Annotated in this window: 17 protein-coding genes; 8 read left to right on the forward strand and 9 right to left on the reverse strand. The window is 70.0% G+C overall.

Annotated features, from left to right (window positions below; genetic code table 11):
- On the reverse strand, positions 1 to 1,851 hold the full coding sequence (glmS, locus tag ACIGEP_RS07705; protein WP_396661055.1) for a glutamine--fructose-6-phosphate transaminase (isomerizing): 1,851 nt from the start codon (positions 1,849 to 1,851) through the stop codon (positions 1 to 3).
- A gap of 162 nt (positions 1,852 to 2,013) precedes the next feature.
- Here glmS and ACIGEP_RS07710 point away from each other — a divergent pair, with 162 nt between their 5' ends.
- Both ACIGEP_RS07710 and ACIGEP_RS07715 read left to right on the forward strand, forming a co-directional pair.
- Complete coding sequence (locus ACIGEP_RS07710; RefSeq protein ID WP_396661056.1) at positions 2,014 to 2,511, forward strand: CAP domain-containing protein; 498 nt, start codon at positions 2,014 to 2,016, stop codon at positions 2,509 to 2,511.
- 74 nt (positions 2,512 to 2,585) lie between these two features.
- On the forward strand, positions 2,586 to 3,053 hold the full coding sequence (locus tag ACIGEP_RS07715; RefSeq protein ID WP_396661057.1) for a VanZ family protein: 468 nt from the start codon (positions 2,586 to 2,588) through the stop codon (positions 3,051 to 3,053).
- Position 3,054: 1 nt separating this feature from the next.
- Here the strand turns inward: ACIGEP_RS07715 and coaA are convergent, their stop codons facing one another.
- Positions 3,055 to 4,002: a type I pantothenate kinase gene (gene coaA / locus ACIGEP_RS07720; protein ID WP_396661058.1), complete on the reverse strand. Its 948-nt coding sequence runs from the start codon at positions 4,000 to 4,002 to the stop codon at positions 3,055 to 3,057.
- Positions 4,003 to 4,123: 121 nt separating this feature from the next.
- Here coaA and ACIGEP_RS07725 point away from each other — a divergent pair, with 121 nt between their 5' ends.
- Complete coding sequence (locus ACIGEP_RS07725) at positions 4,124 to 5,704, forward strand: cellulase family glycosylhydrolase (protein WP_396661059.1); 1,581 nt, start codon at positions 4,124 to 4,126, stop codon at positions 5,702 to 5,704.
- Between the two features lie 9 nt (positions 5,705 to 5,713).
- Positions 5,714 to 6,658, forward strand: coding sequence for a Ppx/GppA family phosphatase (locus tag ACIGEP_RS07730; RefSeq protein ID WP_396661060.1), 945 nt, complete (start codon positions 5,714 to 5,716; stop codon positions 6,656 to 6,658).
- 3 nt (positions 6,659 to 6,661) lie between these two features.
- On the opposite strand, the gene ACIGEP_RS07735 is transcribed toward ACIGEP_RS07730, so the two are convergent.
- A complete protein-coding gene (locus tag ACIGEP_RS07735) occupies positions 6,662 to 7,555 on the reverse strand; it encodes an SDR family oxidoreductase (protein ID WP_396661061.1) in 894 nt (297 codons plus the stop codon).
- Positions 7,556 to 7,712: 157 nt separating this feature from the next.
- Between ACIGEP_RS07735 and ACIGEP_RS07740 the strand changes: the two genes are divergently transcribed.
- From ACIGEP_RS07740 to ACIGEP_RS07750, 3 genes are all read left to right on the forward strand, one after another.
- The gene (locus ACIGEP_RS07740) at positions 7,713 to 9,074 is read left to right on the forward strand and encodes an alpha/beta fold hydrolase (RefSeq protein WP_396661062.1); all 1,362 of its coding nucleotides are present in this window, start codon (positions 7,713 to 7,715) and stop codon (positions 9,072 to 9,074) included.
- On the forward strand, positions 9,071 to 10,642 hold the full coding sequence (locus ACIGEP_RS07745) for a GMC family oxidoreductase (protein WP_396661063.1): 1,572 nt from the start codon (positions 9,071 to 9,073) through the stop codon (positions 10,640 to 10,642). Before ACIGEP_RS07740 ends, ACIGEP_RS07745 begins: the two co-directional genes overlap by 4 nt.
- 215 nt (positions 10,643 to 10,857) lie before the next feature.
- Positions 10,858 to 11,001: a hypothetical protein gene (locus ACIGEP_RS07750; RefSeq protein WP_396661064.1), complete on the forward strand. Its 144-nt coding sequence runs from the start codon at positions 10,858 to 10,860 to the stop codon at positions 10,999 to 11,001.
- A gap of 1 nt (position 11,002) precedes the next feature.
- Here ACIGEP_RS07750 and ACIGEP_RS07755 read toward each other — a convergent pair whose 3' ends face one another.
- The 4 genes from ACIGEP_RS07755 to ACIGEP_RS07770 form a co-directional block, all read right to left on the reverse strand.
- Positions 11,003 to 12,826 carry a hypothetical protein gene (locus ACIGEP_RS07755; protein WP_396661065.1) on the reverse strand — a complete coding sequence of 608 codons (1,824 nt, stop codon included), beginning with the start codon at positions 12,824 to 12,826 and terminating at the stop codon, positions 11,003 to 11,005.
- 54 nt (positions 12,827 to 12,880) lie between these two features.
- Positions 12,881 to 14,032, reverse strand: a complete 1,152-nt coding sequence (locus ACIGEP_RS07760) for an acyltransferase family protein (protein ID WP_396661066.1) — start codon at positions 14,030 to 14,032, stop codon at positions 12,881 to 12,883.
- A gap of 140 nt (positions 14,033 to 14,172) precedes the next feature.
- Positions 14,173 to 16,188 (reverse strand): ATP-binding protein, encoded by a 2,016-nt coding sequence (locus ACIGEP_RS07765; RefSeq protein ID WP_396661067.1) that lies wholly within the window; start codon positions 16,186 to 16,188, stop codon positions 14,173 to 14,175.
- Between the two features lie 97 nt (positions 16,189 to 16,285).
- Entirely contained in the window at positions 16,286 to 16,456 is a 171-nt protein-coding gene (locus ACIGEP_RS07770; protein WP_396661068.1) for a CsbD family protein, read from the reverse strand.
- A 183-nt stretch (positions 16,457 to 16,639) separates the two neighbouring features.
- Between ACIGEP_RS07770 and ACIGEP_RS07775 the strand changes: the two genes are divergently transcribed.
- Complete coding sequence (locus ACIGEP_RS07775) at positions 16,640 to 18,103, forward strand: glutamate--cysteine ligase (protein ID WP_396661069.1); 1,464 nt, start codon at positions 16,640 to 16,642, stop codon at positions 18,101 to 18,103.
- 245 nt (positions 18,104 to 18,348) lie between these two features.
- Here ACIGEP_RS07775 and ACIGEP_RS07780 read toward each other — a convergent pair whose 3' ends face one another.
- On the reverse strand, positions 18,349 to 19,806 hold the full coding sequence (locus ACIGEP_RS07780) for a DUF222 domain-containing protein (protein ID WP_396661070.1): 1,458 nt from the start codon (positions 19,804 to 19,806) through the stop codon (positions 18,349 to 18,351).
- 68 nt (positions 19,807 to 19,874) lie between these two features.
- A complete protein-coding gene (locus tag ACIGEP_RS07785; protein ID WP_396661071.1) occupies positions 19,875 to 20,906 on the reverse strand; it encodes an acyltransferase family protein in 1,032 nt (343 codons plus the stop codon).
- Positions 20,907 to 20,985 lie beyond the last annotated feature (79 nt).

Here is a 20,985-nt window from a genome sequence, read left to right on the forward strand (position 1 = left end):
TCACTCGACCGTGACGGACTTCGCCAGGTTGCGCGGCTGATCCACGTCGAGGCCCTTCGCAGTGGCGAGACCCATCGCGAAGATGTGCAGCGGCACGACCGCCAGCAGCGGCTCGAAGAGAGGGCCGGCGAGCGGGATGCGGAGTACCTCGTCGGCGAACGGGAGGACGGCGGCATCCCCTTCTTCGGCGACGGCGATCACACGAGCGCCACGGGCTCGGATCTCCTGGATGTTCGAGACGACCTTCTTGTGCAGCTCCCGCGACGCGCGCGGCGACGGCACGATGACGAAGACGGCCTGACCCGGCTCGATGAGCGCGATGGGTCCGTGCTTGAGCTCGCCGGCCGCGAACCCTTCGGCGTGGATGTAGGCGAGCTCCTTGAGCTTGAGGGCGCCCTCGAGCGCGATCGGGTACCCGACGTGACGGCCGAGGAAGAGCACCGACTGGGTGTCACCCATCCAGCGGGCGAACTGCTCGATGTGCTCCTGCTCCGTCTCGAGGACGCGGGCGATGCCGGCCGGGATGGCCTCGAGCTGCGCGACCGCGTCGCTCGAGACCTCGGGCGAGAGGGAACCGCGCACCCGACCGATGTGCAGGGCGAGCAGGTACAGCGCAGTGATCTGCGCCACGAACGCCTTCGTCGAGGCGACGGCCACCTCGGGGCCGGCGTGGGTGTAGACGATCGCGTCGGACTCGCGCGGGATGGTCGCGCCCTGGGTGTTGCAGATCGAGAGCGTCTTCGCGCCCTGCTCACGTGCGTACTTGACGGCCATCAGGGTGTCCATGGTCTCGCCGGACTGCGAGATCGAGACGACGAGGGTGTCGGGACCGATGACGGGGTCGCGGTAGCGGAACTCGTGGGCGAGCTCGACGTCGACGGGCACCCGGGTCCACTGCTCGAGCGCGTACTTGCCGACCATGCCGGCGTAGGCGGCGGTGCCGCAGGCGATGACGATGACGCGGTTGATGCCGATGAACAGGTCGTCGAGGCCGTCGAGTTCGGGGATGACCACGGTGCCCTCGTGCAGCCGCCCGCGGAGGGTGTTGGCGACGGCTTCGGGCTCCTCCGAGACCTCCTTCGCCATGAACGACGACCAGCCGCCCTTCTCGGCGGCCGACGCGTCCCACACGACCTCGAACGGCTCGACCTCGACGGTTCCTCCCGCGAAATCGGTGACCTCGACGCCCTGCGGCGTGATGGCGACGATCTGGTCCTGCCCGATCGCCAGCGCGTTGCGGGTGTGCTCGACGAAGGCCGCGACGTCCGAGCCGAGGAAGTTCTCCCCCTCGCCGAGCCCGATCACGAGCGGCGAGTTGCGGCGCGCTCCGACGACGAGACCAGGCTCGTCCCGGTGCATCGCGAGCAGCGTGAACGCACCCTCGAGTCGGGCGACGACGCCCCGGAAGGCGGCGACGAGATCACGGGATGCCGCGAACTCGCGCCCGAGCAGAACGGCGGCCACTTCGGTGTCGGTCTCGCTGCGGAACGTGTAGCCCTCGGCGAGCAGCTCGGTTTTCAGCTCGGCGAAGTTCTCGATGATGCCGTTGTGGATGACGGCGAGCTTGTCGTCGTCGGCGAGGTGCGGGTGCGCGTTGGTGTCGGTCGGCCCGCCGTGCGTCGCCCAGCGGGTGTGTCCGATGCCGGTCGTCCCGTCGGGCATCGGGTGCGCGGAGAGGTCGTCGCGCAACACCTGCAGCTTGCCGGCGCGCTTGCGCATGTCGAGGTCGCCGTCCCGGTCGATGACGGCGATGCCGGCGGAGTCGTAGCCGCGGTACTCGAGACGGGCGAGGCCCGAGAGGAGGATGGCCTGGCTGTCCCGAGGCCCCACGTATCCGACGATTCCACACATGCGCTCCATGCTAGGTGCGGGCGGCTGGGACTCCGCCCCGCCGCGAGCGCCGGGCGCGTCGCCTCCGGCAACGGCAAGGGGTGGTGCCGGAAACATGCTTTTGGTACCCAGGTAGTTCCGCGTCCCCAGCGCGGCCGTGCCCCCCACACGATGGAGTCCCCCATGTCCGCATCCCTCCGCGCCCGCCGACGGTCGGCGCTCGCCCTCACCGCCGCTCTCGCTCTCGCCCTGTCCGTTCTGCCCGCCGGTGCGGCGTCGGCCGCGGTGTCGACCTCGTGCACCGGCACGACCCAGTCCGCCGTGCAGAAACGCATCCTCGCTGACGTCAACGCCGCCCGGAAGGCGAAGGGCAAGTCGGCCCTGTCGCTGAGCTCGGCGATGTCGACCGTCGCGGTGAACTGGTCGGGCAAGCAGGCCGCCGCCAACCGGATGAGCCACAACCCCAACTACGCGTCGCAGATCCCGAAGGGGTGGACGCGCGCGGGCGAGAACGTCGCCTTCGGGTACACGCCGCAGAAGGTCACGGCCGCGTGGATGTCCTCCACGGGACACCGCGCCAACATCCTCGGCTCGTACAACCGCATCGGCATCGGCGTGGCCTGCTCGTCGAAGGGTCTCCCCTTCTACACACAGGTCTTCGGGTACTACCCGGCCAGCTGAACCAGGCGGGGCGGTGTGCCGGGTCGTAGACTCGCGCTCACATCGCAGCGTCGCGTCGCCGCCGAGGAGGACCGATGCCCGACACCCCGCCCCGCCCGCCGCTGCCGCAGGGGACCCCGCCACGACCGCCGCTTCCGGCGCCGGGGCGGCGAACGCGGGCATCCGTTCCCGCCCTCGTCCTCGCGGGGTACGTGCTGGCGCTCGCGCTCATCGCGTTCTGGCCGACGCCGGTCGATGCCGATGTCGCCCCGCTCATCGACGCGCTGTCGCGGCGTCTGCCTGCCATCACCCGGCCCCGGGTCGAGTTCGCGGCCAACGTCGCCCTGTTCGTCCCGTTCGGCGTGCTGCTTCCGTTGATCCTGCGCCGCTCGCTCGAGCTCGTGCTGCCGATCGCGATCGTCGCGACGGTCACGATCGAGTGCATGCAGGCGCTGGCGCTCGCGCAGCGCGTCCCGAGCGTGCTCGACATCATCGCGAACGTGACCGGAGCGAGTGTCGGGATGCTGGGGCTCGCCCTGTGGCGGAGGGCGCGGCGCGCGTGAGTCAGAGCTTGCGCAGGCGCACCGTCTCGACGGTGTGGTCGGCGGCCTTGCGCAGCACCAGCTTCGCCCGGTGGCGAGTCGGTTCGACGTTCTCGACGAGGTTCGGCAGGTTGATCTCGTTCCAGTAGCCGAGGGCGCGCGTGACGGCCTCCTCGTCCGAGATGTCGGCGAACACTTTGAAGAACGAGTTGGGGTTGGAGAAGGCCGCCTCGCGGAGGGCGAGGAAGCGGTTGACGTACCACTGGGCGATGTGGTCGTGGTCGGCGTCGACGTAGATGGAGAAGTCGAACAGCTCGCTGACGGCGATGTCGTGCGGGTTAGGCGCGGGCGCGAGGACGTTGAGTCCCTCGACGATGATGACGTCGGGACGCCGCACGGTGACCTGCGCGTCGGGGATGATGTCGTACCGCATGTGCGAGTAGTACGGCGCCCTGACCTCGGCCTCCCCGGACTTCACCGCGAGGAGGAAGTCCACGAGCGCCCGGCGGTCGTACGACTCGGGGAAGCCCTTTCGGTCCATGATCCCGCGCCGCTCGAGCTCGGCGTTCGGGTAGAGGAAGCCGTCCGTCGTCACCAGCTCGACTCGCGGGGTGCCCGGCCAGCGACTCATCAGTTCGCGCAGCAGACGTGCCACGGTCGACTTTCCGACGGCGACGGATCCGGCGACCGCGACGATGAACGGCGTCGTGGCATCCGTCTCGCCGAGGAACTCCGCGGTGTCGGCGCCGAGGCGCTTGGTCGCCGACGCGTAGAGCGAGAGCAGTCGACTGAGCGGAAGGTAGACCTCGCGCACCTCGGTGATGTCGAGACGGTCGCCGATGCCGCGCAGCTGCACGACCTCGGTCTCGGCGAGGGGCTGCTCCATGCCGGCGGCCATCCGCGCCCATTCGGCACGGGGGATCTCGCGGTACAGCGAATCGTTCGTCGTCGGCGGCTCGTCGGGGGACATTGCCGCAACTCTAGCCGTGCCGCCGACGCCCCTTACGCGCGCGCGTGCGCGTCCGCGTGCCGTACCCTGAGATCCGGTGTTCCATCGCGGCGATTCTGCCGCTCTCGACGGGGGTTTTCTCATGTTCCGACGCGTGCTGGCGGTCGCGACCGCGCTGGTGCTCGCGGCATCCCTCGGCATCGCCGGAACACCGACATCGGCGGATGCGGCCGGACCCGGCTGGTACAAGACCTCCGGCTCGCGGATCGTCAACGCATCGACGGGCAAGACCGTCACGCTCAAGGCCACCTCGTGGTTCGGGATGGAGACCGAGACGTGCGCGCCGCACGGCCTGTGGTCCATCTCTGTGAAGCAGGGGATGGCGCAGATCGCGGGCATGGGATTCAACACCGTGCGGCTCCCCTACGCGAACGAGTGCCTGAGTCGGAAGAATGCGACCTCGATCAACACGGCGATGAACCCGACGCTCGCGAATGCGACGCCGCTGAAGATCATGGATGCCGTCATCGCGACCGCGCGCTCGTACGGGCTGCGCGTGATCCTCGACCGCCACCGTCCCGGTACGGACGCGCAGTCGGAGCTCTGGTACACCGACAAGTACTCCGAGAAGCGGTGGATCTCGGACTGGCGGATGCTCGCGGCACGCTACAAGTCCGACCCGACGGTGATCGGTGTCGACCTCCACAACGAACCCCGGGGCAACGCGTGCTGGGGTTGCGGTGTGCGCTCACGGGACTGGCAGGCGGCCGCGGTGCGCGCCGGGAACGCGGTCCTGGAGGTGAACCCGAAGCTCCTCATCATCGTCGAGGGCGTGCAGTTCGCCCCCGACGGGAGCGCCACCTGGTGGGGCGGCAACCTGCGCGGTGTCGCGAAGAAGCCGGTCACCCTCAAGGTCAAGAACCGCGTCATCTACTCACCGCACGAGTACCCGTCGTCGATCTCGGATCAGCCGTGGTTCCACACCTCCAACTACCCGGCGAACCTGCCGGGCGTGTGGGAGCGGAACTGGGGCTTCATCGCGACGAAGAAGATCGCCCCGGTGTTCGTGGGCGAGTTCGGCACGAAGCTGCAGACGACGTCCGACAAGCAGTGGCTCGCGAAGCTGACCGCATACATGAAGGGCAAGGGGCTCAGCTGGGCCTACTGGTCGTTCAACCCGAACAGCGGCGACACCGGTGGTCTGCTCAAGGACGACTGGTACACGCGCGACAAGGCGAAGCTCGCAGCGTTGAAGCCGATCCTGACACCGAAGAACGTGCCGTACCCGGCGGCGCCGACGCCTGCGCCCCAGCCGTCGCAGCCGCAACCCCAGCCCTCGCAGCCGCAACCGCAACCGTCGCAGCCGCCGGCCGTCGGCGGAACGTCGACGGCCTCGTCGAACGGGGTGTCGGCGACGCTCACCGTGACGAGCGCGTGGGAGGGCAAGTACCAGGTCGGGCTCTCTCTGACCGCACCTTCGTCGGGGAAGGTGCGCGCGTGGACGGCCTCCTGGGCGTCGCCGGGCGCCAGGGCGGTCGACAATGCGTGGGGCATGTCGTGCTCCGTCGCGGGATCCGGTTCGTCGTCTGCTCGCGTCACGTGCCGCGGTACCGAGTGGGGTGTCGCGAACCTGACGAACGGCGCGCGCGTCGACGTCGGCGTCATTCTGAGCGCCGCCCAGCCGCCCGCGAAGCCGAAGCTCTCGCTCTCGGTCACCCGCTAGCCTCGGATCGTGCGCCTCGGAGTCCTCGACATCGGCTCGAACACCGTCCACCTGCTGGTCGCCGATGTGCACCCCGGCGGGCGTCCGCTGGCGGCGACGAGCAACCGCACCGTGCTCCGGCTCATGCGCTACCTCGAACCCGACGGATCGATCAGCGCGGAGGGGGTCGACGCGCTCGTCGCGGCGGTCGAAGAGGCCCGTGCGGTCGCGGAGCGCGAGAACGTCGTCGAGCTTCTCGCGACCGCCACGAGCGCGGTGCGCGAGGCGACCAACGGCGCCGAGGTCATCGCCCGCATCGAGACGGCGCTGGGGCAGGACCTGCAGGTGCTCGGCGGCGAAGCCGAGGCGCGCTTCACCTTCCTCGCGGTGCGCCGGTGGTTCGGCTGGTCGGCCGGGCAGATCCTCCTCTTCGACATCGGCGGCGGGTCGTTGGAGCTCGCCGCGGGGCGCGACGAACTGCCCGAGGTCGCGGCATCCGTCCCCCTCGGCGCCGGCCGCATGACGGTCGAATACCTGCACGACGACCCGCCCGGAGAGGATGCCGTCGAGCAGCTGCGCGAGCACGCGAAGGCGGCCCTGAAACCGGTCGTCGCGCTCATGTCCCCGCAGCCCACGCCCGAGCACGTCGTCGGCTCGTCGAAGGCGATCCGCTCGCTTGCGAAGCTCGTCGGCTATCCCGCGCCCGGATGGGCGGGCAGCGAGCGCATGGTGCTGCCGCGTGGGACGCTCGGGTCGTGGATCCCGCGGCTGGCGCGGATCCCGGCATCCGCTCGGCAGGAACTGCCGGGGATCACGGCGGACCGCACCTTCCAGATCGTCGCGGGTGCGGTCGTGCTGCACACCGCGATGACGGCGCTGCAGGTGGACGAGCTCGAGGTATCGCCGTGGGCGCTGCGCGAGGGCGTGCTGCTGCGCTACATCGAGTCGCTCAGCTGGAACGCTCCGACGGTCTGAGCGCTACGGCGTGACCATGCCGCCGTTGACGTTGAGGGTCTCGCCCGAGACGTAGCTCGACTCCGCCGAGGCGAGGAAGACGAACGCCGGCGCGATCTCGGCGGGCTGACCGGCCCGCTTGTACTCGTTCTCCTCGTCGAACGCCCGCATCTGCTCGTCGGAGACTCCGTCGCTCACCTGCAGCGCCGACCACACCGGGCCGGGCGCGACGACGTTGACCCGGATGCCGCGGGGAGCCAGCTGCTGTGCGAGACCCTTCGACAGGTTGTTGATCGCCGCCTTGGTCGCCGCGTAGTCGAGGCGGTCGGGAGCCGGCTTGTAGGCCTCGAGCGAGGCGGTGCTGATGATGGATGCCCCGGGCGGCATGTGCACCAGGGCGGCCTTCACGATCCAGAAGAACGCGAAGACGTTGGTCTCGAAGGTCTCGCGGAACTGCTCGTCGGAGAGGTCCTCAACGCGGGGGACGGCGACCTGCTTGCCGGCGTTGCTCACGAGGATGTCGATGCCGCCGAGGACGTCTGCCGCCTCCGCGACGAGTGCGCGGCACTGCTCGCGGTCGCTGATGTCCGCGACGATGGCATGACCCCGCACGCCGGCGTCGGCGATGACCTGCAGCACGTGCTCGGCATCCTCCTGCTCGTCGGGCAGGTGCACGATCACGACATCGGCTCCCTCGCGCGCGAACGCGATCGCCGCCGCGGCGCCGATGCCGGAGTCGCCGCCCGTGACGAGCGCCTTGCGCCCCCGCAGACGGTCCGATCCGCGGTAGGTCGACTCGCCGAGGTCGGGGACCGGCGTCATGCGCGCCTGCACGCCCGGCTCGGGCTGATGCTGCGGGGGCGGCTCGATGCGGGCATACCGGGTGACGGGGTTGTCGAAGGTGTACTGATCGGTCATCGCGCCACCGTAGGTCGGGATACGGCATCCGCTCGCCCCCTTGCCAGCGGCGGCTCGCGGTGGCAGGGGTCGCGTGCCGGGCCGCCGGGATCATGACAGGTGCCCGCCCCCCGCGCAACCGTTCTGTCGAGGTCCCCCGCGTTCCTAGAGTGAGCGCGTGCCGAGCGACCCGTCCCCCACCCCCGAGTGCACCGTCTTCTTCCTGCCCGGGTTGGGGCTGGATGCCACCGCTGCCGACCCGATCATCGCCGCCGCCGATCCGCGGATGCGCATCGTGGGCGTCGACCTGCTCGACCGCGGGCGCGCGGCATCCGTCGACGATCTCGCCGACACGGCGCTCGAGCGGATCGCGGCCGAGGCCGACGGCGGTCCGTTCCTCGTGTGCGGGCACAGCCTCGGCGGCAAGGTCGCCGCCCGCGTCGTGGCGCGTGTACTCGCCGGCACCGAGCCGGTGTTCGGGCTCGCGGGGGCCGTGCTGCTCGCACCCTCTCCGCCGACGCCCGAGCCGATGCCGGACGACAAGCGCGCCGAGATGCTCGAGACTGCGCAGGGCGAGCACCTGTCGCGGGAGGATGCCGCGGCCTTCGTCGCCGCGAACGTCGCCGCCCCGCTCCCCCACGCCTTGCACGTGACCGCCGTCGACGCGATCGTGCGACAGCCGGCATCCGCCTGGCGGGACTGGCTCACGGCGGGCAGCCTCGAGGACGCGACCCGCCTGGTCGGGGTCCTCGATCTGCCGGTGGTCGTCCTCGCCGGAGAGGACGACGACGCTCTCGGCGCGGATGCGCAGCCCGCCCTGGTCGCCGACGTGTACCCCCGCGCCCGCGTCGAACGGATGCCGGGTGCCGGCCATCTGCTGCCGTACGAGGCTCCCGAGCGGGTCGCCGCCGCGCTGGCCCAGCTGTGGGATGCGATCCGCGCGTCGGCCCCGACGGTGCCCGCGGAGTGGGGACGCGTGCTCGCGTCCCCACGCGTGGACGTCGCCGTGCGGCGCACGTTGGCCCACCGCGCGATCGCGGACGACCCGCACCGCGTGCCGCGCGCGCTCACCGCTGCGCAGGTGCAGACCCTGCGGCGGATCGCCGACCGGATCGTGCCGCAGCAGGGAGCGGCGATCGACGTCGCCGCGCGGATCGACGACATGCTCGCCGACGGCGGGACGGACGGATGGCGGCCCGCGGGGTCTCCTGACGACACGATCGCCTACGCGCGCGGACTCGACGCGATCGCCGAGATCTGGCCGGGCGACGCCGCGCAGCAGCGCGCGCTGATCACGCGTCTGATCACCGACGGGATGCCCGCGGCCGGTCTGGGGGCCGACGGCATCCGCTCCTGGTTCGAAGATGCACGCAACGACATGCTGCGCGTGTGGCTGTCGCACCCGGCCTCGCTCGCGCGGATCGGGTTCGACGGCTTCGCGATCGGCGGCACGGGCGCGCGACCGGCGGGGTGGACGGTGATCTCCGGCGGCGCACGCGAGTCGTGGGAGCCGGCCGAGCTCGGCGAGGGCGCCGCATGAGCGGCGACGGTCGCCGGGTGACGGACGCCCCGGGGATGCGGCGGTTCGACACCGACGAGGTCGTGGACGTCGTCGTGGTGGGCACGGGTGCGGGCGGCGCTCCGCTGCTCGCCCGCCTGGCCGAGGCGGGCTTGCGGGTCGTGGCGCTCGAGGCGGGCCCGGACTTCGCGCCGGGCGAGTTCACCCCTGACGAGTTCGAGTCGACGAAGATCAACTGGATGTCCGAGCGCCTGAGCGGCGGGGAGGACCCGACGGCGTTCGGCCCGAACAACAGCGGGTACGGCGTCGGCGGCAGCACCCTGCACTGGGGTGCGTTCACCCCGCGCCCGGACGTGCGCGACCTACGACTGCGCACCGAGACCGGGCAGGGCCGCGACTGGCCCATCGACCACGCGGAACTCATCCGCTACATCGCGCGTGTCGAGTCCGACATCGGCGTGAGCGGTCCCGCGCACTACCCCTGGGATCCGGCCCGCCGGTACGCCTACCCTCCGGTGCGGCGTAACGGCTCGTCGGACGTGATGGTGCGCGGCTGCGACGCGCTCGGCATCACCGCGACCGACGGCCCGGCCGCGATCCTCACCCGCGACCGCGATCAGCCGTACTACGGCCTGCGTCCCGCGACGCTCGACAACGGCGACATCCACCAGGGCGACCGGTTCGGCGCGAAGGCGACGACCGCGAACACTTACCTGCCCGCCGCGGTGGCGGCCGGCGCCGAGGTGCGCCCCGACTCGTTCGTGCACGGGATCGAACAGGATGCCGCGGGCCGGGTGACCGCCGTCGTGTACCGCTCGGGCGGCGTCGACGTGCGCCAGCGCTGCGCGGCCCTCGTGCTCGCCGCGGGTGGTGTCGAGACGCCGCGCCTGCTGCTGCACACGGATGTCGCGAACGCCAACGGTGCGGTCGGACGCGGGTTCATGGCGCACGGCGCCGTGCAGGTCTGGGGCCGGTTCGACGAGCAGATCCGCGGCTACCGCGGGTACCCGTCGTCGATCATCAGCGAGGACTTCGTGCGCCCCGACGACGCCGACTTCGTCGGGGGCTATCTGCTGCAGAGCCTTGGCGTCATGCCGCTGAACTTCGGCACGCAGCTCGTGCGCGGGGCGGGCCTGTGGGGCGAGGAGCTCATGTCGGCCGTCGACGAGTACCCGTTCAGCGCCGGCATCGGCATGAACGGCGAGTGCCTGCCCGACGACCGCAACGCGCTGACGCTGAGCGACGAACTCGCCGAGGACGGGATGCCGCGCGCCGAGATCTCGTTCTCGCAGGGTGACAACGAGCGGGCCATCGACCGGCACGGCGTCGCGGTGATGGAGCGCATCCTGCGCGCGGCGGGGGCGCGCAGCACGCGGGTCACGCAGCGCTCGGCGCACACCCTGGGAACCGCGCGCATGAGCGACGACCCCGACGACGGCGTGGTCGACGCATCCGGTCGGTCGCACGAGGTCGAGAACCTCTGGATCTGCGACAACTCGACCTTTCCGAGCGCACTCACCGCCAACCCGGCGCTGACGCAGATGGCGCTCTCGCTGCGGACAGCCGACCTCATGCTCGCGGGGCGCTGAGGTCGGGCGTGCGTGGGCGTGTTGCGTTCACGGATGCAACAGATCCGCCCCGACACGCCGCTCCGCGACCCACGGATGCCGCATGTCGCCCGGCATCCATTGCATCCGTGCACGGCGCACCCGCATCCGGCAACTCCCCCGACACACGCCTGCGCTAGCCTGACCGCAGATCCTCGTCAACGGCGACGAACCACCGCTGTTCTGGGGAGGAACTCATGTCTGCTCGCTCGTCGATCCGACGTCGTCGCAAGCGGTCCGCTCCGAAGCCGCCGGGCCTGCCGTGGTGGGCCTACGTCGCGCTGGCGGTGACCGCGCTCGGTGCGATCGCCCTGGTGGTGGCCGCGCTCATGGAGTACTGACTCAGCCGACGCGTGACGCACGCGGCGCCCACCACGGCCGCCGCGCCGCCGGCGTCGGCGCCGCTGCGCCGTCGAGGCTGAGCGGCACGGGCACCTCGAGCACGACGGCGTCGTCGCGCTGGTAGATGCGCGCCCCGGTACCGAGCACATCTTTCGCCCGCAGATCGGTACCCGCGACGGGTACGCGGTCGAGCACACCGATCGACCACGTGCGCACGATCAGGGTGCCGTCGGCGACATCGACCGACAGCCACACCTTTCTCGCCTCGGAGTGCTTGATCGCGTTGACGAACCCTTCGTTGACGACGGTCGCGACCCGGCGTGACAGCGCGGGCTCCTGCAGGGCGTCGGTCGCCTCCGGAGAGATGTCGCTCGATACCCCGAGCACCGAGCTCCAGGTCGCGACGAGCTCGAAGAGGTCCTCGTGCGCGCTCTGCAGCGTGCCCTCGAGCGCGGCGGAGTCGGCTTCCGCGATGAACGCGAGGATGGAGTCGAAGGCGGCATCCGTCTCTCGCCGGAACGTCTCGATGTCCTCGGGCGTCAACTCCCACTCGTCGGCGGCGGCCGCCAGCAGCACGCACCTGCCCTGCACGCGACCGTGGAGCACGTGCGCCGCATTGCGCAGCGGACGACGGGCCGAGGCGGTCTTCGCGGTCAGCGTGCGGGCGACGAGGCTCAGCACGGTTTCGAGGCGGTGGGCGCTGTCGGCGGCGCGGGCGATGGCGTCGGTGCACGCCGCCAGGGCGATCGCGACGAGCGGCAGCGAGATCAGTGGGACGAAGCGGGTCGGATCGGTCGGCCCGAGGATGCCCCACGCCACGACGGTCATCGCGACACCGGCCACGAGCCATACGGCGACGAGGACCCGTCCGCGCCGCGCGGGCGACCTGCCGCGCGAGAGCCACCGGATGAGGGCGTCGGCGGCGAGCGTCACCGGAGCGCCGGCGAGGATCGCCGCGAGCGCGGCCCACGGTCCGTTCACGTGGTGCGCGTACGGCACCGCACCAGTAAGGAAGACGAACCCGGTGAGCAGATACGGCGCGGGTCGCAGCATCGTCAGCGGCGAGCGCGACGCCGTGTCGACGGTGTGCTCGCCTGTGTCGCCCTCGACGGCGCGCAGGTCGAGCGCCGCGCGTTCCTCGAGGCGGTGGCTGGCGGCGCGCACCACCTCGGAGTACTCGCGGACGGCGGCGAAGTCGATCGTCCCGCCGAGCATCTCGTCGCGGCGCCGCCGCAGGCTCGAGATCAGCGGGGCGAGCATCTGCCGGTTCTCGGACTCGAACCGCGCGAGTCGGCGTCGGCCGGCGGTCAGAGCCGCGATCGCGTCGGTGAGCCGTCGACGCGAGCCGCGGGTGAGCTCGACGGAGCGTACGGTCATCGCGATGATCGACAGGCCCGCCAGCCACACGAACACGTTCGACCCGATGCGCGCGCCGAGCCCGTCGAGGTCGGGAGCTGCGTCGTAGAGCCCGACGTAGATGGCCTCGTTGACGAACGGGCGGATGCCGGCGGCCAGGGCGACCGCGGTGAGGACGAGGATGCCGCGGTGCGACGCGCGGCGCAGGCGTCGCTCGGCGAGCGCGACGGGCACGAGCAGCAGCGCGAGCGCCGCCACCCCGAGGAAGCCGACGAACACGACGTGCGCGAAGCCCGCGACGTCGCCGAAGTGCTGGAACGGGGCCATGACGGTGACCGAGATGAGGATGCTGATCCACAGCGCAGCGGGCGAGAGGAAGGCACCACTGCTGACGGCATCCCACCACACGTGAGCGCCGAGACCGATGCGTCGCCGAAGGGCGGCGGGTGCGGGATCTCCCCCGGCCATGTTTCGTCTTTCCCCGGTGGGCCCGGGCTGGCCCGGCGACAGTCTAGCGAGAGGTCAGGCGCGGTGCGCGTGAACGTCGGGGGCGATCGGCGCGTGCGGCTGAGGTCGCTTCTTCGTGCGGGCGCGGACGAAGTCGCCCACCCGGCGCGACAGCTTGTGACTGGGTATCTCGACGATCTTGAAGAACACCCACGACAGCGGGATGGACAGCACGATGCTCACGAGCGCGGCGATGCGGAGGTTCTGGTCGCCGAATAGATGCGCCATGGAGATGACGACCGGTTCGTGGACGAGGTAGAGGCTGAACGAGATGAGCCCGAACCACTGCATGACGCGGCTTTCGAGGAAGCGCCGGAAGATCGGCACGACGATGGCTGCGATCACGGCGACGACCGCGCCGATCGTGGTGACGGCATCGAACGGCTTGACGAGGAACCGGAGGGACTCGAACGGCCGGATGAGCCACGGCGAGACGAGCAGGATGGGTGCGACGAGCAGGAGCAACGCCTGCGTGCCCCGGCTCGGCTTCCATGCCCGGATGGTCGGCAGCCAGGTGGCGATGACGACGCCGATGAGGAACATGGGCAGGTAGACCAGGGCACGGTTGCCGAGCGATGCCGAGACCCCGATCCCCACGATCGCGGCGATCGCGAGGATCCAGTTGTAACGGGCGAACCGAACGCCGAGGAACACGAAGACCGGCAGCAGGAACGAGAAGGCGATCTCCCACTGCAGCGACCACAGCGGGCTGACGAGGTCTCCGGTGCCGAAGAGCAGGGTCGCGTCGCCCCAGATCGCTCCGGGGCTGACCGGCTTGCTCGTGATGTCGAGCCAGGCGCTCTCCATGCCGCGGTCACGCGGGATGATCAGCACCCACCCGAGGTAGACGATGATCGCCGCCCACACCGGCAGGTAGAGACGCAGCAGTCGCTGGGGGTAGTAGCCGACCCACGAGAAGTCGCGGCCCTGCTTGAGCACGGGCAGGGTGAGGACGACGCCGCTCAGGACGAAGAAGATGAAGACCGCCCCCGCGCCGTCCCAGAAGATGTGGAGGGGCGTGTAGGCGAGGAGCTCGGGAAGTCCATTCTGTGCGCGGCCCTCGAGGTAGGGCTCCGCGAACAGCGGGAACGTCAGCATGATGTGGTGCACGAGGACGATGAGCGCGGCCAGTCCGCGCAGACCGTCGAGCGATGTCAGCCGTTTCATGGATCTCCCGGGCGTCCGCCGACGGCCGTGGAGAGATGCGGTCACGCGTCACGTCGGGTCAAAACGTCGAGTGAAGTGTACGTGAACGGGTGCGGCGGGCCCCGGCATCCGTCTGTGAGTCGTGGGACCGCGAGAGGTAGTCAGACGCCTCGGTCACCCGAGCACTCGTGATCGAACGCGGGAAAAGTGACCTCCGCGGCGGTCCCGCCACCCTCGGCGGGAACGAGTCTCACGGAGGCGTTCATTCCGGCGAGAAGGTCGCGAACGATGGGGAGTCCGAGACCGGTGCCCGCGATACCGCTGTCGGTGGCGGTCGACGAGCGGTAGAACGAGTCGAAGACCCGTTCGTGATCTCCCTCCGGTATTCCCAGGCCATGGTCGCGTATGACGAGCCGGACGCTGCCCTCTCCTCTCGTTACACTCACGTCGATGACGCCACCGTCGGACGAGAACTTGATCGCGTTCGTGAGGAGGTTGGTTGCAACGCGTGCGAGATCGGTCTCGTTGGCACGCACGATGACGGATCGAGAGTCGAAGGTGGTTCCCACCACGAGCTGCCGACGCTTGATCTCGTACCTGAGGTCGTCGATGCTCTGCGAAAGTGCCCCCACGAGATCGACGGGGCCCGCCTCGCTGAGTTGTGAGTCCCGGCGCTGACGAGCCGCGGCGAGAAGGTTCTCGACGAGTTCGAGCATGCGGTTCGCATTGCGCAGGATGATCTCCGCGTAGCTGTGCTGCTTTCCTTCACGGGACTGGTCGACTAGTTCCTCGGCGAACCCGGTGATGGAGGTGAGCGGAGTCCGCAGCTCATGGGTCACGCTCGCGATGAAGGTGTCGCGCTGATCATTGATCTCACGCAGCGCCTGCACGACTTGCTGCTCCCGAGCGAGGCGCGCCGCCATGCGGGCCTGGCTGTCTCGCGCATCACGCAGATCATCGATCTGGATGAGGTACACCCTCCCGTAGTCGCTTCGCTCCAGGGCCTCGATTCGGGCGCTCATCGGGACGTCGCCTCCCAGTGAGCCCTCCGAGATGGTGAGGGTCTCCGAGTCCCCGAGGGTGCGGATGGCGCCAGCGAGGATGCTGGTCGGCGAGAGCTGCAGGGGTGGCCCGTTGCCCCCCGGTCTCAGCTCGTTCTTCATCAGTTCTCGCGCGATCGGATTGATCTCCACCACCTCGAGTCGCGAACCCGCCCCTTCCTGCAGGATCACATAACCGCCTTTCGCGCGCGCGAACGCGTCGTGGAGGATCCGACGCGAACCATCTCGTTGCGACGAGGCGCGCTCTCGCTCGATCTGCGAGGAACCGATGCACAGGACGGTGACGATGAGAACTACCGCGTAAAGCTGGACCAGGTTGGCAGTAGTGAGTGCGCCCGCGTGGGAGGCGAAGGGGCCCCCGCCGAGGACGGTGAGAAGGGTAGCGAGCACGATGACGAGTACTGCATGGGCGTAGGCGACCCGAAGCGACTGGGTGAAGGCCGCCCAGAGGACGAACACGACACAGACGAACGCGATCGGGTTCGCCGCACCGGGGATGAACACGACAGCCGTCACAACAAGGCTGGCGAGGAGGACAGCGATGCTCCCGAGCGGCCGCATGCCGCGGCGTTCGCGCGGCAGAATCACGCAGGGGGTGACGAGGATGATGGCCGAAGCGTGCGAGGCGAAGATCGAGAACCCCGCCGCGAGTCCATTCCCTCCGATCACGAAGGTCGCGACGCCGAGGAGGACTCCGGCCACACCCGCGGCGACCAGGGCTGCAGCGATGAACCGGCCGACGCCGGCGAGACGTCCGATGTCGGGCATGGCGCCTTTCGTGCCCGACAGACGTGCGACGATCAGGACCTCCAGTGCGGCGGCGATCGCGGCGCAGAGGATGACCGCAGGCACCCGTCCTCCCGCGACGGAGGAAAGGGCGACGGCGATGCCGTAAGGCAGCGCCACCCACAGCCGGGCCCGGGGCGTCACAGCCACGCCTGCGGCGGCGGCGATCCCGACAGCGGGCCACCACCACGCCAGCGACGCGTTGCCCGCCGTGACGATGATGCTGGAGGCCGCGACGATGCCGCTGATCGCAACGATGACGATGATGACGGCGATGTGCGGACCGCGCCTGAGCCCGCGGATCGAGTGGGCCAGGCTCACATACGTCACACGATGAGGCTATCGGCGTTTCCGGCGATGCCTCCACGGGGGTCGGAAACGACGAACGCCCGGGTCCATGATCGGCCCGGGCGTTCGCTGGGGAGGCTTACTTGAACGCGTCCTTCACGTTCTCGCCGGCCTTCTTGAGGTTGGCCTCGGTCTGGTCCTGGTGGCCTTCGGCTTCGAGGCGCTCGTTGTCGGTCGCCTTACCGGCGGCCTCCTTGCCCTTGCCGGTGAGGTCCTGGGCGGCGTTCTTGATCTTGTCGTCGAGTCCCATGATCTGGTCCTTCCGTCGATCCACCCGGAAGCGGCGCGTTCCGGGACTGCCCACGCTAGGCAGCCGCCCGAAGCGAGCCAACCCCTGGCAATTCGGGCCGGGATGGGTTAGCGGGTCTTGGTCGACGGGGCTCGGGTTGTCAACCGCCCGGGCGTCGGTGACGGCGCGACCTATCGTGACGGGGTGGGAGAAGAAGTCGAGAAGCAAGAGATCACGGGCGCCGATCGCACCCTTCATCGCGAGAAGATCCGTCGCAATCTCGACGTGTTCGAGCGGATGCTGCGCGAAGCGCGCTTCGACACGGTTGACCCGATGACGGGACTCGAACTCGAACTGAACCTCATCGACGCGGTGGGCGACCCCGCGATGCGGAACGAGCAGGTGCTGCGGGCGATCGCGGACCCGGCGTTCGTGACCGAGCTGGGGCGGTTCAACGTCGAGATCAACGTTCCGCCAGCGAAGCTCCGCGAGGGCGGCCTGACGACGTTCGAGGACGGCCTGCGACAGAAGCTCAACGATGCCGACGTGCGGAGTGAGGATCTCGGCGCGCATCTGGTGATGATCGGCATCCTGCCCACGCTGGCGGAGCGGCATCTGGATCGCAGCACGCTGAGCGCGGACTCGCGGTACGACCTGCTGAACGAGCAGGTGCTCGACGCGCGCGGCGAGGACATCGCGATCTCGATCGCCGGCCGGGAGCGGCTCGAGACGACGGCCGACTCGATCGTGCCCGAGGCGGCGTGCACGAGCACGCAGTTCCACGTGCAGACGTCACCGGCACAGTTCGCGGCGTACTGGAATGCGTCGCAGGCGATCGCGGGCGCCCAGCTCGCGGTGGCGGCGAACTCGCCGTATCTGTTGGGTAAGGAGTTGTGGCGCGAGTCGCGCATCGCGTTGTTCGAGCAGGCGACCGACACGCGCAGTGAGGAGTTGAAGGCGCAGGGGGTGCGTCCTCGGGTGTGGTTCGGCGAGCGCTGGATCACGTCGGTGTTCGACCTGTTCGAAGAGAATGTGCGGTACTTCCCGGCGCTGCTGCCGATCATCGACGACGAGGATCCGCTCGAGGTGCTCGAGTCGGGCGGGGTGCCGTCGCTCGCAGAGCTGAAGCTGCACAACGGCACGGTCTATCGATGGAACCGTCCGGTGTACGACGTCGCCGATGGGATGCCGCACCTGCGGGTGGAGAACCGCATCCTCGGCGCGGGGCCGACGGTGGCTGACACGGTCGCGAACGCCGCGTTCTACTTCGGTCTGGTGCGCTCGCTCGCGGAGGATGAGCGCCCCGTGTGGTCGCGCATGCCGTTCGCGACGGCGCGGGAGAACTTCCAGTCGGCTGCGCGGGTGGGCATCGACGCGCGGCTGTCGTGGCCAGGCGTCGGGCAGGTGCCCGCGACCGAGCTGGTGCTCGAGACGCTGCTGCCGCTCGCTGCCGAGGGTCTGGACGCGTGGGGTGTCTCGCCCGCCGAGCGCGACCGCTATCTCGGGATCATCGAGGGCCGGTGCGTCGCGAAGACGAACGGCGCCGAGTGGTTCGCGAAGCGGATGCGGGCGCGCGAGGGAATGGAGCGTTTCGACGCTCTCCGCGCGACGCTGCTGGAGTACCGCGAGGCGATGCACACGAACCAGCCGGTGCACACCTGGGCGTGACCGCCCGGGTCTGATCCGTCGTCGACCCGCCGCGGTCGCCCGGTGTGAATTCCTCGGCCCGCGCACTGCCCCGCCGCCGCGTCACGGCGCTCGCGCCCGTCGCCGGAGCGCCCCGCCTCACGACGCTCGCACCCTCACGCTCGCACCCTCTCGCCGGCACGCCCCACTTCACGACGCTCGGCACGCGCCCTCGCCGGCGCGCCCCACCTCACAACGCTCGGCACCCGTGCGGGCTCGCGCCCACCTCACGACGCTCGCGCCGGTGCCCTCTCGCCGCCGGTACGCCATCCGGCGCGGTCGGGCGGCGGATCCCACAGCCACCGCAACGGCGACTTCGACCTCAGCGGCACGGGTTCGCGGCCGCTGCTCGGCGGCGCGTGCAGTTCGAAACCCGCGTCGTCCCGCTCGATCCGCCACCCGTTGTTGTGCAGCAGCAGGTGATGGAACCGGCAGAGCAGGACTCCGTCATCGGTGTCGGTCACTCCGCCCTCGGACCACGGCACCCGGTGGTGCGCCTCGCAGTACGAGGGTGGCCGTTCGCATCCCGGCCACAGGCATCCGCCGTCGCGCGCGGCGAGCGCGATGCGCTGCGCCCGGGTGAACAGTCGCTCGTCGCGGCCGACGGCGAGGGGCTTGCCGGCGGCATCCGTGTCGATGCGGATGCGGCCTCCCGCGCACTGTGCCCGATCGACGACCGAGCCGGGCAGCGCACTGCCGCCGTCCTCGACGATCCCCGTCGCTCCGTGTCGGCCGAGTGGATCGGCGGCAGCGTCGGTCACGATGACGCGCACCCCGGGTTCCCTGGCGCCGAACACGTCTTTCGCGGTGGCGAGCGCCCCGGCGCGGAGCACGTCGACCAGCACGTCGTACGATAGCTGCTCGTTCGTTCGATCGTCACCGACGAGCGCCTCGCTCTCGGCGCGCTCGCCCGCGGTCATGAACCGCGGTCCGCCGCGGCGGGGTCGCAGCGCCGCGTCGAGCACGCTCCGCAGCCAGGGCCCCATCTCGTCGTCGAGGAGCATCGAGCCGCGCGAGAATCCGTCGCCGTCCGTCCACAGGCGGAACGACCGCCGTTCGAAGCGACGCGCGAAGCGCTCTTCCGCTCCTGCGGGGTCGAGCATGTCGCGCAGCGTGCGCGCCTGCCCGGTCAGCTGCTCCACGGTCCACTGGTCCTCCTCATCCGCCAGCCGTCCCGCTGCGCGCGCCCATGCACCGTCGAGCGCCGGACGCGGAGGATCGCCGAGCCCGCCCAGGATCGCCCCGTACTGCGCCGGCGACAGCGCCCCCTCGTAGAGTCGCCGATCGAGCACCTCGTGCCACGCCGCCGCGCCACCCCCGGCATCCGCTGCCGCCACCACACCCGCCCCGACGAGCGCCTCCCCGACCCGCACGGCGCGTGTCGCCTCGGCCCGCGTGATGCCGGTGGTCGCCTGGATCAGCTCCACGGGCGTGCGGTGCCCGGTTCCGGCGGCGAGCCCGCCACTGCCCCGCTCGCGGCTGGAGCGCTGCGCGACGACGCCGGCGAGCACGGCTTGCAGCACGCCGATCTCGCGAATCAGCGAGCCCGCTCGCGCGATGAGCAGACGCACCTGATCGTCGTCGAGTCCCGCGACGGATGCCGCCAGCCCAGACGCATCCACGTTCAGCGCGTCGACGGCCAAAAGGCCCTCAACACCGCTCCGCAGATTCGTCGTGAATGACATATTTGTACGATGCCATAGACCACCGACATCCGAAGTTATGTTCCCCAAATTGTGGATAACTCCCGAAGTCAGCCGGCCACCACCTCGGTTTGCACGTTCCGCTGGGCCCGACGTTTGGGACGCAGCTTCATGGCGTGACGTTCGAGCAAGAACCAGCTCGCGGCGGCGAGTGGCAGGGTGAGCAAGATGGACAGGACGCTGAACAGCGGCACGCCGAGTGCGGCGAGGCCGAAGCTGGCGAGCACCTGTTGCACCGGCATCCCGTAGATGTAGACCCCGTAGGAGATGTCGTTCTCGAATCGCAGGCGTGGGTGCTTCAGCATCGCGCCGAGTCCGAGCATCAGGTACGCCCACGGCAGGGCGCCGATCGCGCGGTAGTCGGGCAGCACCATGCTCGCCGCGGTCACGGCGGCGGCGGCGCCGAGGAGGGGCCAGCTGACGGGGATGCGGTGGGCGTACTGCTCGATGAGCATGCCGGCCGCGAACATGATGCCGAAGCGGGACCCCTGCACGGCCCAGTAGTTCTCGACCGGGCCGTAGGCGGTGGCGAGCAGGCCGATGAACGTGAGTCCGAAGATGATCGGGACGGTGGCGCGAAAGCGGTAGAGCGCGAGCAGGCCGGCGGCGAGGACGCCGAGGTAGCAGAGGAATTCCCAGAACAGCGTCCAGAGGGATCCGTTCCAGTAGCCCGGGTACGGCACGTTCAGGGGCGTGCCGCCGATGCTGTGGTCGAAGATGCGCAGGGCGGCGTTCTGCAGGACGTACCTGAGGTTGTCGAGCGAGATGACGTCGAGGTAGGTGCGACCGGTGACGAGTGCCGTGGTGATGGGCGCGATAACGAAGGCCGTGAGGATGAGGCACACCCAGAACGCGGGGAAGATGCGCAGCGCACGGGCGGCGAGATAGCGCCACCAGCTCGGGTTGCGCTTCCAGCTGCCGTAGATGAGAAAGCCGCTGATCGCGAAGAATCCGTCGACGCCGAGCAGGCTGAGCGCCTGGTGGGCGGGCGGCCAGTCGACTGTGTTCCCCGTCAAAGGGAATGAATGCCAGACGATCACCGACACGGCGAGCATCAGGCGGATGAAATTGAGCGCGTTCATCCGCGGGTCGTACACGCCCCCAAGCGTGCGAAAACGGTGTGGTCCCCTCACTCTCCGGAGGTTACAGGGGATGCCGCGT

The organism is Microbacterium sp. NPDC077663 (assembly GCF_044542795.1).
In the GTDB taxonomy this organism is placed as follows: Bacteria; Actinomycetota; Actinomycetes; order Actinomycetales; family Microbacteriaceae; genus Microbacterium.

What these genes read in the sequence shown, in the direction of transcription:
- glmS (WP_396661055.1), bottom strand. Translation starts at nt 1,851, where the DNA reads ATGTGTGGAATCGTCGGATACGTGGGGCCTCGGGACAGCCAGGCCATC.
- ACIGEP_RS07710 (WP_396661056.1), top strand. Translation starts at nt 2,014, where the DNA reads ATGTCCGCATCCCTCCGCGCCCGCCGACGGTCGGCGCTCGCCCTCACC.
- ACIGEP_RS07715 (WP_396661057.1), top strand. Translation starts at nt 2,586, where the DNA reads ATGCCCGACACCCCGCCCCGCCCGCCGCTGCCGCAGGGGACCCCGCCA.
- coaA (WP_396661058.1), bottom strand. Translation starts at nt 4,002, where the DNA reads ATGTCCCCCGACGAGCCGCCGACGACGAACGATTCGCTGTACCGCGAG.
- ACIGEP_RS07725 (WP_396661059.1), top strand. Translation starts at nt 4,124, where the DNA reads ATGTTCCGACGCGTGCTGGCGGTCGCGACCGCGCTGGTGCTCGCGGCA.
- ACIGEP_RS07735 (WP_396661061.1), bottom strand. Translation starts at nt 7,555, where the DNA reads ATGACCGATCAGTACACCTTCGACAACCCCGTCACCCGGTATGCCCGC.
- ACIGEP_RS07745 (WP_396661063.1), top strand. Translation starts at nt 9,071, where the DNA reads ATGAGCGGCGACGGTCGCCGGGTGACGGACGCCCCGGGGATGCGGCGG.
- ACIGEP_RS07750 (WP_396661064.1), top strand. Translation starts at nt 10,858, where the DNA reads ATGTCTGCTCGCTCGTCGATCCGACGTCGTCGCAAGCGGTCCGCTCCG.
- ACIGEP_RS07755 (WP_396661065.1), bottom strand. Translation starts at nt 12,826, where the DNA reads ATGGCCGGGGGAGATCCCGCACCCGCCGCCCTTCGGCGACGCATCGGT.
- ACIGEP_RS07760 (WP_396661066.1), bottom strand. Translation starts at nt 14,032, where the DNA reads ATGAAACGGCTGACATCGCTCGACGGTCTGCGCGGACTGGCCGCGCTC.
- ACIGEP_RS07770 (WP_396661068.1), bottom strand. Translation starts at nt 16,456, where the DNA reads ATGGGACTCGACGACAAGATCAAGAACGCCGCCCAGGACCTCACCGGC.
- ACIGEP_RS07780 (WP_396661070.1), bottom strand. Translation starts at nt 19,806, where the DNA reads ATGTCATTCACGACGAATCTGCGGAGCGGTGTTGAGGGCCTTTTGGCC.
- ACIGEP_RS07785 (WP_396661071.1), bottom strand. Translation starts at nt 20,906, where the DNA reads ATGAACGCGCTCAATTTCATCCGCCTGATGCTCGCCGTGTCGGTGATC.